Genomic DNA, 14,070 nt, shown 5'->3' with positions numbered 1-14,070 from the left:
CGACAGGAAAAACCGCATGGGCTTTTTATGTTATTATGGCGCGTGGAGCCTGACCGTTATGCCGATTGTTGACACCTCGCAGGAGCCCGAAGTCGATCTGGAGCAGGCCCATGCCCACGGCCTCGCGGACGAGGAGTGGGAAAGAATCTTAAAGATCCTGGGCCGCGTCCCCACGTTCACGGAGCTGGGCGTTTTCTCCCTCATGTGGAGCGAGCACTGCTCCTACAAGTCGTCGAGGGTGCATCTGAAGAAGCTGCCGACGGACGCCCCGTGGGTGCTTCAGGGCCCGGGCGAGAACGCGGGCGCCGTGGACATCGGAGGGGGCTGCGCCGCCGTCTTCAAGATGGAATCGCACAACCATCCCTCCTTCATCGAGCCCTACCAGGGCGCGGCGACGGGCGTCGGCGGCATCCTGCGCGACGTGTTCACCATGAACGCCCGTCCCGTGGCTTCCCTCAACTCCCTGCGCTTCGGCGAGGCGGCGCACCCGCGCACGGCGTACCTGGTGGCGGGCGTGGTGGCGGGCATCGGGGGCTACGGCAACTGCATGGGCGTACCGACGGTGGGCGGCGAGGTTATTTTCGATTCCTCCTATAACGGGAATATCCTAGTAAACGCCTTCACGCTCGGCATCGTGCGGAGCGAGAGGATTTTCCGCGCCAAGGCCCGGGGGGTCGGAAACCCCGTTTTCTACGTCGGCTCCAAGACCGGGCGCGACGGCATCCACGGCGCGAGCCTTCTCGCTTCATCCGAGTTCGACGAGGAGAGCGAGGAGATGCGCCCCACGGTTCAGGTGGGCGACCCGTTCACCGAGAAAAACCTTCTCGAGTCGTGCATCGAGGCCATGGCGTCGGGCGCCGTCGTCTCGATCCAGGACATGGGCGCGGCCGGCCTCACGTCGTCGTCCGTCGAGATGGCGGGGCGGGGCGGGTGCGGCATCGAGCTCGACCTGGACGTCGTCCCCCGGCGCGAGACCGGCATGACGCCCTACGAACTCATGATCTCCGAGTCCCAGGAGCGCATGCTCCTCGTCGTCCGGAAGGGGCGGGAGGAGGAGATTTTAAAGATTTTCAGGAAGTGGGACCTCGACGCCGTCAGGATAGGGCGGGTCACGGACGACGGCCTTCTCACGGTCTGGGAAAAGAAGAAGACCGCCGCCCGGATTCCCGTGCGGGCGCTCACCGACGAGGCGCCGGTGTACAAGCGCCCCGTAAAACGCCCGGCCGGGTTGGACGCGGCGCAGGCGCTCGATCTGTCCTCGGTGCCGCAGCCCGAAAGCTTCGGCGCCGCCTTGAGGAAGCTTATCGCCTCGCCCGATCTCGCCTCGAAGCACTGGGTGTGGCGGCAGTACGACTCCATGGTGCGCACGAACACGGTGCTCGGCCCCGGCGCTGACGCCGCCGTCGTCCGCGTCAAGGAAAACGAAAAAGCGCTCGCCATGACGGTGGACGGAAACGGCCGCTTCTGCGTCCTCGACCCGCGCCTCGGTGCGCGGCACGCCGTCGCGGAGGCGGCGCGGAACCTCGCCTGCGTGGGCGCGCGGCCGCTCGGCGTGACCGACTGCCTCAATTTCGGCTCCCCGGAGAAGCCCGAGATCATGTGGCAATTTCAGGAGTGCGTCGAGGGCCTCGCCGAGGCCTGCCGCGCGCTCGACGTTCCCGTGGTGAGCGGCAACGTCTCCTTCTACAACGAGACGGCGACCGGAGACGGAAAAAGCGCCGCGATCGACCCGACGCCCACCGTCGCGATGGTCGGCGTCCTGGACGACCCGGAAAAGCATGCCGCGCCATGGTTTAAAGACGAGGGCGACGCCGTCTACCTTCTCGGCGAGACGCGCGAGGAGCTCGGCGGGAGCGAGTATCTTTTCACGCTGCACCGGAGGAAAGCCGGAAAGCCCCCGGCGCTCGACCTTGAGTTCGAGAAGCGCCTCCAGGCTCTCGTCCGCACCGCCGTCGCGGAGGGAATTTTAAAATCGGCGCACGACTGCTCCGAGGGCGGCCTCGCCGTGGCGCTCGCGGAATGCTGCTTCCATCCGGAGGGGCCGCGGGGAGCGGAAATAACGCTTGCGTCGCAGGGCGTCCGCCGCGACGCGCTCCTGTTCGGCGAGTCGGCCTCGAGAATTATCGTGACGGTGGGGGCGAGCCATGAATCGTCCCTGCAAAAAGCGGCGCGCGAGCACGACGTTCCGTGTACGCGCCTCGGCGCGGTGGGCGGCGGGAATCTCCGCGTCGCCGCGGACGGCGAGACGGTGCTCGACGAAGCGGCCGCCGCGCTGCACAAGGCTTGGAGCGAGGGGTTTGAGCAGGCGGTGTTCGGCAAGGTAGAATAGGGCATGCCCTCCAGAGGACGGAGCCGCTTGGGCGGAAAAACCCGCCACGCTGTCTTCTTCGGCGACTCGCGTCGTATGGACGAGGTCAAGGACGCGTCGGTTCATCTCGTCGTGACCTCCCCGCCCTACTGGCAGCTCAAGGACTACGGTCACCCCGGCCAGATCGGCTTCGACGATTCCTACGAAAGCTACATCAACAACCTGAACCTGGTGTGGAAGGAATGCTTGAGAGTCCTTCACCCCGGCTGCCGCCTCGTCGTCAACATCGGTGACCAGTTCGCCCGCTCCGTCACCTACGGCCGCTACAAGGTGATTCCCATCCGGACGGAGATTATCAAATTCTGCGAGGCCGCGGGCTTCGACTACATGGGGGGAATCATCTGGCGGAAGGCCACGACGATGAACACCACGGGCGGCGCCACCGTGATGGGCTCCTTTCCGCATCCGCGGAACGGCATTCTGAAGCTGGACTACGAGTTCATCCTCGTCTTCAAAAAGCCGGGGAAATCTCCGAAGCCCTCGGCGGAAGCCAAGAAGCGGTCGAAGCTCTCCACGAAGGAATGGAACGAGTATTTCTTCGGCCACTGGAATTTTCCCGGCGAAAAGCAGGACGGCCATCTGGCGATGTTCCCCGAGGAGCTGCCGCGGCGCGCCATCCGCATGTTCTCGTTCGCGGGCGACACGGTGCTCGATCCCTTCCTGGGAAGCGGCACGACTACGCTCGCCGCGAAGAATCTCGATAGAAATTCCATCGGCTACGAGATTAATCGTTCCTGCGAAGGCGCCATCCGGAAGAAACTGGGATTGGACGGGCCGTCGCTCCGGGACGGGGCGGAAATTATTTTCAAGAAGCAGCGGGCGAAAAGAACGAATTGGAGCGGGGAAATTTCCGGGCTGCCCTACATATTTCGCGACCCCGCGAGGTTCGACAAGAAGGCGGACCCGAGAGAGCGGACGTTCGGCTCGAAGATTACGGGGCGCGAGAAGCCGAAGACGAAATACTACTCCGTCAAGCGCGTGGAGGGGCCCGACCACCTGGAGCTCGGTGACGGCACGAGGGTGCGGCTCCTCGGCGTGCGGCCCAGGAAAGGCCGCGCGAAGGAGGCGGTCGCGTTTCTACGCGCGGCCACGAAGGGGCAAAAGATTTTCCTGCGCTTCGACGAGACCGTCTCATGCAACGGGAACGGTGAGAACCTCGCCTACGTGTACTTGAGGAATAAAACGCATCTGAACGCGCATCTTATCAAGAAGAGGCTGGCGGCGCCGGACACTTCGCTCGAGCACTGTTTCAAGCACCGGTTTATGGATTACGCTGTATGAAACCCTTGCGCGATAAGTGCGGCGTCTTCGGCATCCTGCGGCACGAGAAGGCCGCGGAGCTTGCGTACTTCGGCCTCTACGCGCTTCAGCACCGGGGCCAGGAGAGCGCGGGCATCGCCACCGACGCGGGCCGGGGCCTGCGCGTCGAGACGGGCATGGGCTACGTCGTGGAGGTGTTCCGCGCGGAAAAGAAGAATCTTCCCCGGGGCGACGTCGCCATCGGCCACGTGCGCTACTCCACGGCGGGTGAAAGCGCCGCCGTGAACGCCCAGCCGATTCTCTTTAACACGCGCTACGGCGAGATGGCCATCTGCCATAACGGCAACCTCGTGGATTACGCGAAGCAGCGGGAGGCGCTCGAGCGGGACGGCGCGCCCTTTGCCACGACGAGCGACACCGAGGTCATCCTGCATCTCATCGCCCGCTCCGACGCGCCCCGCATCGAGGACGCCCTCGTGGACGCGCTCTCGCAGGTGCGCGGCGCCTACACGCTTCTTTTCCTTCTTCCGGGACGCATCGTCGGCGTGCGCGACGCGCGCGGGTTTCGCCCGCTCGTTCTGGGAAAACTCGGCGAGGCGCACGTCCTCGCGTCCGAGACGTGCTCGCTCGATTTGATACGCGCCCAGTTCGTGCGCGAGGTCGAGCCGGGCGAGATGGTGACACTCTCCGACCGGGGCGTCGAAAGCCGCTTTCCGTTCGAGCGCGCCGAGCCGCGCCAGTGCATCTTTGAGCTCATCTACTTCGCGCGGCCCGACAGCCGCATTTTCAGCCGCGACACGTACCGGGCGCGCTTCGAGATGGGGCGGCAGATGGCGCGCGAGCACCCCGTGGGGGCCGACCTCGTCGTGCCGGTGCCCGACTCGGGCCTGATCGCGGCGCTCGGCTACGCCGAAGAGTCGAAGATTCCTTTCGCCCACGGCCTCACGCGCAACCACTACGTGGGCCGCACGTTCATCCAGCCCAAGCAGGAGGGGCGCGACATGGGGGTTCGCGTGAAGCTCAACCCGGTTCCCGCCGTGCTGCGGGACAGACGCATCGTGCTCGTGGACGATTCCATCGTGCGCGGAACGACGTGCAAGAAAATCGTTTCCATGGTGCGCGAGGGCGGAGCGTCCGAGGTGCACATGCGCATCTCGTGCCCGCCCTACGTAAGCCCATGCATCTACGGCGTCGACACCCCGACCGAAGAGGAGCTCATTGCCAACCGGATGGGCATCGACGAAATCCGGAGCGAGATCGGAGCCGACACGCTGGGTTACCTGAGCCTCGAGGGACTGCAGCGCGCCGTCGAGGCGGACAACCAGTTCTGTTACGCATGCTTTACGAGGGAATATCCCATCCCCCGCCCCGCGGAGGAGCCGCCGCAGCCCGGGCTGTTTGAGAGATGACGAAAAAGCTCACCTACGCCTCCGCCGGCGTTTCGCTCGACAGGTGGGAAAAAGCCTACAAGCGCATGAAGCGCCTCGTGGACGCGACGCGCACCAGGGAAGCCCTTTCCAAGGTCGGCACCTTCGGCGGCCTGTTTAAAATCCCGCGCGGCTATAGGGAGCCCGTCCTGGTCACCTCGACGGACGGCGTGGGCACCAAGCTGAAAATTGCCTTCCTGATGCGCCGCCACGACACGGTGGGCGAGGACCTGGTGAACCACTGCATCAACGACATCCTCGTCCAGGGTGCGCAGCCGCTTTTCTTTCTGGATTACATGGGGTGCGGAAAACTGAAGCCGTCCGTCGCGGCGGACGTCGTGAAGGGATTTGCCCGCGCCTGCAAGCGCGAGGGCGTCACGCTCCTCGGGGGCGAGACGGCCGAGATGCCCGGCTTCTACGCGCCGGGCGAATACGACCTGGCGGGGTTCGTCGTGGGCGTCGTCGAGCGGAAAAAAATCATCACCGGCGCGCGCATCCGCCCGGGCGACGTGTTGTACGGGCTGCCCTCGACGGGGCTTCACACGAACGGCTATTCTCTGGCGCGCAGGGTTTTCTTCGACCGGGCGCGGTGGCGCGTTTCGCGGTACGTTCCCGAGCTGCGCACCACGCTCGGCGAGGCGCTCTTGAGGCCGCACCGCTCGTACGCGAAGACGCTGCGCCGCCCCGTCGACCGGGGCTGGATCAAGGGGCTGGCGCACATTACGGGCGGCGGCTTGACCGACAATCTCCCGCGCATCCTTCCCGCGGGCCGCTCCGCCGCGATTGACGCGCGGGCCTGGCGCACGCCGCCGCTTTTCCGCCTCATCCAGGAGATGGGCCGCGTTTCGGACGCCGAGATGCACCGCACCTTTAACATGGGCGTCGGCATGGTCGCGGCCGTCTCTCCGCGCCATCGAGCGGCGTTCGAAGCGCACCTGCGGCGGCGGCGCGAGCGGTTCTTTGTCGTGGGCGAGGTGCAGCGCGGGCGGCGCATGGTGCGGTACGGATAGGAGGGAGCCGGAGCTTCAAGAGACGGAGAATCCCGCTGTGGCATTCATTATGCTTTTGTGCTAACGTGAAACTTGCTCGTGCAAGCAAGCGAGCCGGAAATAATCCATGGCCTCTATCGTGCATTTGAGCGACGAGAATTTTGAGCAGGAAGTGCTCCGCACGGAGGGCCCGGTGCTCGTGGATTTTTCGGCCACCTGGTGCGGCCCCTGCAAGCAGCTGGAGCCCATCCTTGCCGAGATTGCCCAGGGCTACAACGGCCGCGCGAAGGTCTGCAAGGTGGAGATTGACGAAAATCAGAATTTGGCGCTTCGCTTTAATATCATGAGCGTGCCGACCATCATTGTTTTTCAGGACGGCCAGCCCAGGGCCCAGATCAACGGCCTCGTTCCGAAGACCCAGATTAAGAAAACGCTCGACGAGTTGCTATAGCCGCGCCGCTCCACGGGTGGAGCGCGCCGGCGCAGCACCCCAAATCCCTCAACGGCATGCACATCCTGATGATTCGCCTGAGCGCCTTCGGCGACATCCTGCGGACGCTGCCGGCCCTCCACGCGCTGCGCAAGGCTTTCCCCGGGGCCCGCATCGTGTGGGCGGCGCAGGATATGGCGCGCTCCCTCCTGGATGGGCACCCCGAGGTGGACGAGTGGCTCTATTTTCCGCGCCGCGGGGGATGGGGCAAGTGGATGAAGTTTTTGAAAAACCTTCGGGCGCGCGAGTACGACCTTGCGCTCGATTTCCACGGCCGCCTCAAGAGCGCGCTTGTCCTCCGGGCCGCGCGCGGAGCGCGCAAGGTGGGTCTCGCCCCCCCGGGCTCGCGCGAGGGCGCGCGGGTTTTTTATCGGGAAGCCGTTTCCTGCGACACGCCGAACCGCGTCGAGCAGACGTTTTGTCTTCTGAAGCACGTCGGCGCAGAGCCGCTTGCCGAATGGACGCTCCCTCTTTGCCCGGACGCCCGGGCATGGGCGCGGGAGGCCGTCGAGCCGCTTGGCGGAAAACGCATCGCGTTCTTCTTCCCGGGCGCGAGCACGCGCCGCTACGGAGCCCGCAAGCGCTGGAGCGAGGAGGGCTTCGCCGAGCTTGGGAAGCAGCTTCTTGCGGCGTTCAGGGACACGGCCGTCGTGGTCGGGCATGGCCCGGGTGAAGAAGGGCTCGCCCGGCGCATCGTGAGCCGGATCGGCGAGGGTGCGCACCTCGGCCCCACGACGACGCTCCCGCAGCTTGCGGCGCTCATCGCGCGCTGCGCGCTCTACGTAGGAGGCGACACCGGCCCCACTCACCTGGCATGGCTCCTTCGGGTGCCGACGGTGGCGCTTTATCCGGCGTCCCCGCCAGAGCGCAGCACCCCCCCTTTCGATCTTCCCTACCGCGCCGTCCCGCTCTCCCGTGCGGCGCCCCTCGGGGAAGCGGTCGCGTCCGTCGAGCAGGCCGTGCGGAGTCTTTTGGAACATTGATCCGGCCTCGTTCAAGGGGAACGCAACTTGCGGCGCAACGGCTAAAAGGATTAAGCTTTTCTTGTGACGAAAATCTACACGCGCGCTGGCGACGACGGCGAAACAGGGCTCATCGGCGGAGAGCGCGTTCCGAAGAGCCATCTTCGCATTGCGGCCTACGGCGGCGTGGACGAAGCGAACGCCGCCCTGGGGACGGCCCTGGCGCTCCTTGAAGACTCCGGCCTGAAAGCGCTCCTTGAACCCGTCCAGCACGATCTCTTTCGCGTGGGCGCGGCGCTTGCGACGCCGCCCCAGCGGCACAAGACCGCTCCGCCTCTGGCCCGGGCCGATGTGCAGCGCCTCGAGCAGGCAATTGACCGGCTCGAAGCGGAGCTTCCATCCCTTCGAGAATTCATCCTTCCGGGAGGCAGCCCTGCGGCGGCGAATCTTCACCTTGCGCGCTCCATCGTGCGCCGGGCCGAGCGGAGCGCCGTGGCGCTTTCCCAGCGTGAAAAGGTGCCGCCTGAAATTTTGGCTTACCTCAACCGCCTCTCGGATCTTCTGTTCGTAGCCGCCCGCGCCGCGAACCGCCTGGCCAGCGTCGAAGATATTTCCTGGAAAAAGTAACAAACCGGGGATTCGGCGATTCTGCCCCGATAAAGTCGCCGGCGCTTTTTTTGACACCTTTTCCTCGAAAGCCGTATGATGGGTGAACGTCATGACGATGCCCCGAAGCCTTTTTTCCGTCAAGCCGAGCGCCTCGTTTTGGTGGATTCTCCTTGCCGCCTTTGCCTTTCGTCTGCTCACCGCGCTTCTTTGCGTCGTGGTGACGGACGAGATGCCCCAATACTACCGCGCCGCCGAGTCGCTCTTGGCCGGCGAAGGCATGCGTGACCTCTTGGGACGACCCCTCGTCTTCCATGTGCCGGCGCTTACGTGGCTTGCCGCGCTCGTGAGCTTTGTACTCCCGACATGGGCGACATCTGACGTCGTCTTCGCGGGCTTCGGCACGCTGATGACGGCGGCCGTCGGGTGGCTCGCGCTCGAGCTCTACGGTGAGCGGGCCGCATGGTACGCGATGGGGCTCGTGAGCGTTCTTCCCGTCCTCAGCGCCGTGGTGCTTTCCTCGGACACGCACCTGCTGCTTCTGGGATTCCTTTTCACACAGGCCGCGGTTTCCTGGCTTCTTATGAGGGACCCGCCGACATGGCCGCGCTGCGCCGCGTGGGGGCTCCTTGGCGCGCTTGCGTATCTTTCGCGTCCCGAGGCTATTGTGCACTCGGCGCTCTGGGCCGCGCTCATTCTCTGGTGGAACGCGCCGCGCTTCCGCGAAAATTTCCCCCTGCGGCTCTCCCAGGCCCTGTGCGGCCTCGTGTGTTTTCTGGCCCTGGCGCTTCCGTACTGGCTGTGGCTCCATGAGCACATGGGCCGGTGGAGCCTGAGCGGGGGCGCGTTCCCGACCTACGCCTTCGACCGAAACACCGTGCCGGACGGCGTCTCCTGGGCCAAGGCGCGCGAGCTTTACGGAGACGAGGCCTTCGAGCAGCGGAGCGTTCTTCTGGCGATGCGCCATAACCCGGGGATGGTCGTGAAGAAACTCCGAAGCGGAACGAAAATTTTTTTCCAGTACCTCGGCAGCCTCAATGGATTCCCGGCGTTTCTTTTCGTCTTCGCGGGACTTGGGCTCTTCGCCTCGCCGCGCTCGTGGGAGCACCGCCGGCCGGCGCTTCATCTCCTCGCCCTCCTCGGCCTTCTTCCCTCTTTTCTCTACGTTTTCTTTTTTATCAACGAGCGCTATCTTTCCACGCTCATGCCCTTCCTGTGCGTGTGGTGCGCTGGAGGGTTCCTTGCGTTCGAGGCGTGGGCGGACTCCGCCGTCAAGGCGGCGAGAAGCCGGGCGCTTGTTAGAAAAATTCCAGCGGCCGTCTTGGTGCTCTTGTTTCTTCTGAACGGAACGCTCCTGATCTCGGCGTATCGAAACCAGAGGCTCGAGCACAAGGCCGCGGGGCTTTGGCTCCGGGAGCACATCCGCGAGCCGTACCGTCTCTGCGCCGACCCGAGGATTACGTACTATGCGGGCCTTGCGGCGCAGGGAGGGGCAGTACCCATTAAGTCGTGCGCGCCGCTCGATAAGCCCCTTTACATCGCGGCCTCGCGCATCCGGGGCAACGCGGATATGCAGGCGAAAGACCCGCTCTGGGCCTCTTTCATGACGGAGAATCCTCCGCCTTCGTGGGAGCATGTGGCCACAGTGGAGGCGCGCGGCGAGCGCGTCTACATCCATCGGTGCGTCGGCGGCGCGGGGGAGCCGCTCGAGGATTCAGGCCCATAGAGGGAGGAAGAAACGTTTCCGGCGGCGGGAGCGGGGAAACGGCCGTGAACGTGGACGAAGCGCTTCGGCGGGCGGCGGAGCGCCTGCGGGGGGCGGGCGTTGGTGAAGCGGCGCGCGAGGCCGAGCATCTCCTCACACACGCGGCGGGGCTCGGGCGCGAGCAGTTGGTGGCGCACCCGGAGCGTGCTCTCGACCGGGACGCCTCGCGGCGGTTCGAGGAGGCGGTGGAGCGCCGCGCCGCCGGATGTCCTGCGGCCTACATTACTCGCAAGCAAGAATTTTTCGGCCTTTCGTTCTACGTGGACGAGCGCGTCCTCGTCCCGCGCCCCGAGACCGAGTTCCTGGTGGAAGAGGCGCTCAGGCGCCTGCCGCGCGAGACCGCGTGTATCGTAGATGTAGGCACCGGCTCGGGGTGCGTCGCCGTGGCGCTCAAGACGAAACGTTCCTCGTGGAACATTGTGGCGACGGACGTTTCGCGCGAGGCGCTCGACGTCGCACGCCGAAACGCTGCGGCCCACGGCGCCGCGCTCGGGCTCGTCGCGTGCGATTTGCTGAGCACCTTCCCGGAGGACGCGGCCTTCGACGCCGTCGTTTCCAACCCGCCGTACATCGGCGAGGATGAATGGAAAACACTCGACAAATCGGTGCGGGAGTTCGAGCCGTCCGTTGCGCTTCTTGCAAAGCCGAGCCCTGCGAGCGTCGTCGAGCGCCTGCTTCCCGAGGCGCATGTCCGGCTCAAGCGCGGCGGCTTTCTGATTATGGAAATATCTCCCACGATCTCCGGCGCCGCGCGGGAGCTTGCGAAGCGGGCGGGCTTTTTGCTCGAAGCGGTCCTTAAGGATTACGCGGGGCTTGAGAGGGTGGTGGTGGGGAGGAAGGCATAATTATTTAGTCGGCTCCCAGACGTACCTTCCCGTTCTGTCGATGTAACCTGGCCGAAGTCGGCGCGCCTCCCGCCCTTATTTGCGGACCTTGAATTTATTCTCGAGGTTGCCGAGGCGGTCGGTGATGCCGCCGTACTCGAGCTCGGACATGGGAAGCATGGCGGCGCCGGAGAATCCCTGCTTTCTCATCTCGACGGTTTTATCGGCGATATGGGCGCGGACGGAGTCCCAGAAGGGGTGGGCGAAGGGGTCGGCCGGCTCGGTCAGCTTTCCGCCGTGGACGCAGAAGGCGTGGCAGGACACGATGGGCGGGCCGTCGAAATAGGACGTGGGCGTGTTGTGCGGCACCGGCAGGAGGGCCGCGGTGTGGCTTCCGCGCATGCAGCCGGAGACGTAATGGCCGATGCCGAAGGTGGCCAGCACCTCGCCGGTTGCGGGAAAATCGCCCTGCGTGCGCACGAGCATCACGGGGTCGTCCTTGCCGGTGTATTTTCCGGCGATGTTGTGGAGGCGCGAGGTGCTCACGCTGGCGCAGACGTCGCCCGTCGTGCGCGAGCGGACGCTCTCGATGACGAAGCGGCTGTTGTCCCGCAGCAGCGTGGCGATATCGTAGAGGTCCTCGGGGGCGTTCAGCTCGATAACCTTGTCGCCCTCGGTGTGCATCACGTCCATGATGGTGAAGGTGAAACCGTCCTTCATCTTGGGCGAGAGCATCAGGCCGGGGCAGTACATGGGGTCGGCGAGCGAGAGGTAGAGGGGCAGGCTGTAGGCGCCGGGGTCGGTCTTGTCCGCGGCGAAGAAGAGGAACGGCTCGCCGGGGCGCTCCTCGAACTCGAGCTCCGCGACCGCCGGGCCCATGCCGCGGATGTTTCCGGAAAAGGAGTCCTTCAGGAGGTCCTGGCCCGCGCCGTAGAGGCCCTGCTTTTTCGCCACCTCCGTGCCCCGGATGAACGCGTCCCATGCGAGCTTGTGGATCTTCTCGTCGTTTTCGCCGCGGCGATGGACGGCCAGGATGGCGATGTCGTCCCCCGTGAAGGAGACGAAGAAATCGTCGAGGAGCCCCTTGCCGAGCTCGCCCGCGGCGCGGTTCACGGCCTCCACCAGCTTGCGGCTCGGCTGGATGTGTCCGCCGATGCTTCCGATGTCCGCCTTAAGAACGCTCAGGGTTATTTTGGGCATAAGAAAAACCTCCGTTTACGGTGTTCAGCAGGGGGCTCAGAATAGCCCCGGCGGTATGCCGTGTCAAGGCTTCGTCCGGTCCTTGTCCGGTCGGTTCAGGGTCTTGGTCATCACGACGGCGTCCTCGCCCGTCTCTTGGTAGTAGTGCCGCCGCACGCCGAGCTCCGAGAAGCCGAATCTCTTGTAGAGGCGCGCGGCCGCGTCGTTCGAGGTGCGCACCTCGAGCAGCATGACGCGGCACCCCCAGGCGCGCGCCCGCTCCTCGGCGAACTCCAGGAGCGCCCATCCCAGGCCGCGCCCGCGCAGCTCGGGCGCGACGGCGATGTTGTTGACGTGGAGCTCGTTCGAGACGTTCCACGTGCAGAGGTAACCAGCGACCCGGCCGTCGCTTGCGGCGAGCACGAAGGGGCGGGAGACGCCGCTCACGTTTCGCGCCTCGGCCTCGAAGATGCCGCGGCTCCACGGGTGGGGGAACGATTTTCTCTCGATGGCCTCGACCTCCGCGAGGTGGTCTTCGCGCATAGGAAGAACTTTGTAGGCCGGCAGGCCGTCGAGGTAGATGAGCTTTTCCACACCCGCATGGTAGCACAGCGGCCGGGACGTCCCTTATGCCTCTCCGGCGGTTTTTCAAGGATTTTTATCCCGACATGTCGGGATTGCCGGCCCCGACGCCCCGCATCGGGGTAAAACTTGCCTAATTTGCCGCTTTTTCAGAAAGGGGTTTGGGATTAGCCGTTAGGGGTTAGCGAGCTGGCTTACGGACACGGCCCCGGTGCAGGCCATGGGCCGATGCTACTGCGCTCAACGGCCGCGCTGTCCCTCCCGCAGCTCGACTCCCCGCTCGCGTTCGCCGTTGCCACGACAATCCACGAATCGACCGGCACCGAGTAGCCCGTCAGCGTCACCGTGCCATCCCCGTTCGGCAAAAAGGCCGACTCGCACACCTGCACGGGTGTCCCGTACCACATTCCCAGTGCGTTCTCGTAAACCACGTACCCCGTCGCGCACGCAAGCTCCTCCACCGCCACGACTCCCGTCGTATCGACCGTGAGCGGCGGCACGGCGGGCGATACGTCCGTCGCCGACGGCTCCCCGCACGGCGGGACGCTGCACGTCGCCGGGTTGCATCCGCCTATCCCATTTACTATCACATTGTCCACGGCCCAGTACCAGTCCCAATTGCCCTCGTAACGCCAGTCAAACTGGCAGTCCGCCGCCCCCGCGCACTCCGCCGTCGCGTCCAGCGTTATGGTCTCAACACCCGTATCGTCGTTCTCGTTCCATTGAATGAGGTCAATCCATACGCCTCCCGTCAGTGTGCTCCTCACCCTCACCGTGCCGAAATCGTCGTTCGCCCCGTCTAAAGCATACCCTTTGAAATAGTGATCGAACTGGAGCGTTACGGCGCTCGCCGTGCTCGTGTCCATGAGCGGCGTGATGAGATACTCGTCCTGTATCGCGCCCCCGCCCGCGCAGTCCCCGTCCGCGATCATGTACGTGTCAGGGAAAAGCTCTCGCGTGCACGGGTCCGCGTCGGTCCACGTGCAGGAGCCGTTGCCCAAACACGTGGCTGTATTCGTCCCTCCGTCCACAACCGTCCACGCCCCAGGAAGCCCAGCGTTGAAGTCTTCCGAAAGGAACGTTACGGGCCCTCCGGCGCTCACCGCCACCTGGAACAGAACGGAATTGGAATAAGGATTGAGCACGGCGTCCGTATAGGTCAGGTCGAGCGCGAAGTCAATCACCGTCCCGCACGGCACGCTCACGTCCACTACAAACTGGAACGGCGTGAGCGACGTGCCCGTAAGCCCCACGGGAATGTCGGGGAACGCGGCCGTGTTTGCCGTAATCGTGATACCCGGCGTCACGGTGGAAAGCACGCCGCTTGCGTTGAAGGCGTCCGCGCTGCCGGTGTTCTGCACCGTGACGGTGAGATCAATAGTCTCACCCGGCTCCACGGCGCCGTTGGCGTTCCCGCAGTCGGTGAAGGTGTAGTCGCTATAAGCCAATGTGGGGGCAACACATGGGCACACCGTCCCCGAGGCCGACGTTCCGAGGCAACCCGTGGCGCTCTCCTCCACCGTCACCGTGTAGGTCTCCACCGTGCCGCACGGCACCACGATCGTCTGCGTCGTTGCTCCGTCGTTGGGCCCGCCCGGAGGCGTTGTGCTCCACACGT

The 14,070-nt window shown here is 65.0% G+C and carries 12 protein-coding genes; 9 read left to right on the top strand and 3 right to left on the bottom strand.

Going from position 1 to position 14,070, the window contains the following annotated elements; translation table 11 throughout:
- Positions 1-58 precede the first annotated feature (58 nt).
- The 9 genes from purL (at position 59) to prmC (ending at position 10,712) form a co-directional block, all read left to right on the top strand.
- Positions 59-2,329 (top strand): phosphoribosylformylglycinamidine synthase subunit PurL, encoded by a 2,271-nt coding sequence (purL, locus tag JSV08_07885; protein ID UCF80421.1) that lies wholly within the window; start codon positions 59-61, stop codon positions 2,327-2,329.
- A gap of 75 nt (positions 2,330-2,404) precedes the next feature.
- Positions 2,405-3,649 (top strand): site-specific DNA-methyltransferase, encoded by a 1,245-nt coding sequence (locus JSV08_07880; protein ID UCF81863.1) that lies wholly within the window; start codon positions 2,405-2,407, stop codon positions 3,647-3,649.
- Positions 3,646-5,037, top strand: coding sequence for an amidophosphoribosyltransferase (gene purF / locus JSV08_07875; GenBank protein ID UCF80420.1), 1,392 nt, complete (start codon positions 3,646-3,648; stop codon positions 5,035-5,037). Before JSV08_07880 ends, purF begins: the two co-directional genes overlap by 4 nt.
- Positions 5,034-6,065, top strand: coding sequence for a phosphoribosylformylglycinamidine cyclo-ligase (locus JSV08_07870; GenBank protein UCF80419.1), 1,032 nt, complete (start codon positions 5,034-5,036; stop codon positions 6,063-6,065). Before purF ends, JSV08_07870 begins: the two co-directional genes overlap by 4 nt.
- Positions 6,066-6,171: 106 nt before the next feature.
- The gene (trxA, locus tag JSV08_07865; protein ID UCF80418.1) at positions 6,172-6,495 is read left to right on the top strand and encodes a thioredoxin; all 324 of its coding nucleotides are present in this window, start codon (positions 6,172-6,174) and stop codon (positions 6,493-6,495) included.
- Positions 6,496-6,563: 68 nt separating this feature from the next.
- Positions 6,564-7,517, top strand: coding sequence for a glycosyltransferase family 9 protein (locus JSV08_07860; GenBank protein ID UCF80417.1), 954 nt, complete (start codon positions 6,564-6,566; stop codon positions 7,515-7,517).
- Between the two features lie 63 nt (positions 7,518-7,580).
- Positions 7,581-8,123, top strand: coding sequence for a cob(I)yrinic acid a,c-diamide adenosyltransferase (locus JSV08_07855; protein UCF80416.1), 543 nt, complete (start codon positions 7,581-7,583; stop codon positions 8,121-8,123).
- A gap of 91 nt (positions 8,124-8,214) precedes the next feature.
- Positions 8,215-9,828 carry a hypothetical protein gene (locus tag JSV08_07850; protein ID UCF80415.1) on the top strand — a complete coding sequence of 538 codons (1,614 nt, stop codon included), beginning with the start codon at positions 8,215-8,217 and terminating at the stop codon, positions 9,826-9,828.
- Between the two features lie 44 nt (positions 9,829-9,872).
- Positions 9,873-10,712, top strand: a complete 840-nt coding sequence (prmC, locus tag JSV08_07845) for a peptide chain release factor N(5)-glutamine methyltransferase (protein UCF80414.1) — start codon at positions 9,873-9,875, stop codon at positions 10,710-10,712.
- A 75-nt stretch (positions 10,713-10,787) separates the two neighbouring features.
- On the opposite strand, the gene JSV08_07840 is transcribed toward prmC, so the two are convergent.
- From JSV08_07840 to JSV08_07830, 3 genes are all read right to left on the bottom strand, one after another.
- On the bottom strand, positions 10,788-11,891 hold the full coding sequence (locus tag JSV08_07840; GenBank protein UCF80413.1) for a fructose 1,6-bisphosphatase: 1,104 nt from the start codon (positions 11,889-11,891) through the stop codon (positions 10,788-10,790).
- A gap of 63 nt (positions 11,892-11,954) precedes the next feature.
- Positions 11,955-12,464, bottom strand: a complete 510-nt coding sequence (rimI, locus tag JSV08_07835) for a ribosomal protein S18-alanine N-acetyltransferase (GenBank protein UCF80412.1) — start codon at positions 12,462-12,464, stop codon at positions 11,955-11,957.
- Between the two features lie 182 nt (positions 12,465-12,646).
- On the bottom strand, positions 12,647-14,070 hold a 1,424-nt coding region (locus JSV08_07830), incomplete at its 5' end, for a hypothetical protein (protein ID UCF80411.1).

The sequence above is a fragment of the Acidobacteriota bacterium genome, from assembly GCA_020349885.1.
Classification (GTDB): Bacteria; Acidobacteriota.
Note: the sequence above shows the minus strand (reverse complement) of the source record. Positions and strands in the feature narration are given on the sequence as shown.

Excerpts from the sequence above, each read along its gene's own strand:
- JSV08_07840 (UCF80413.1), bottom strand. The coding sequence starts at position 11,891 with ATGCCCAAAATAACCCTGAGCGTTCTTAAGGCGGACATCGGAAGCATC.
- JSV08_07860 (UCF80417.1), top strand. The coding sequence starts at position 6,564 with ATGATTCGCCTGAGCGCCTTCGGCGACATCCTGCGGACGCTGCCGGCC.
- trxA (UCF80418.1), top strand. The coding sequence starts at position 6,172 with ATGGCCTCTATCGTGCATTTGAGCGACGAGAATTTTGAGCAGGAAGTG.
- JSV08_07850 (UCF80415.1), top strand. The coding sequence starts at position 8,215 with ATGACGATGCCCCGAAGCCTTTTTTCCGTCAAGCCGAGCGCCTCGTTT.
- JSV08_07870 (UCF80419.1), top strand. The coding sequence starts at position 5,034 with ATGACGAAAAAGCTCACCTACGCCTCCGCCGGCGTTTCGCTCGACAGG.
- purL (UCF80421.1), top strand. The coding sequence starts at position 59 with ATGCCGATTGTTGACACCTCGCAGGAGCCCGAAGTCGATCTGGAGCAG.
- JSV08_07880 (UCF81863.1), top strand. The coding sequence starts at position 2,405 with ATGGACGAGGTCAAGGACGCGTCGGTTCATCTCGTCGTGACCTCCCCG.
- purF (UCF80420.1), top strand. The coding sequence starts at position 3,646 with ATGAAACCCTTGCGCGATAAGTGCGGCGTCTTCGGCATCCTGCGGCAC.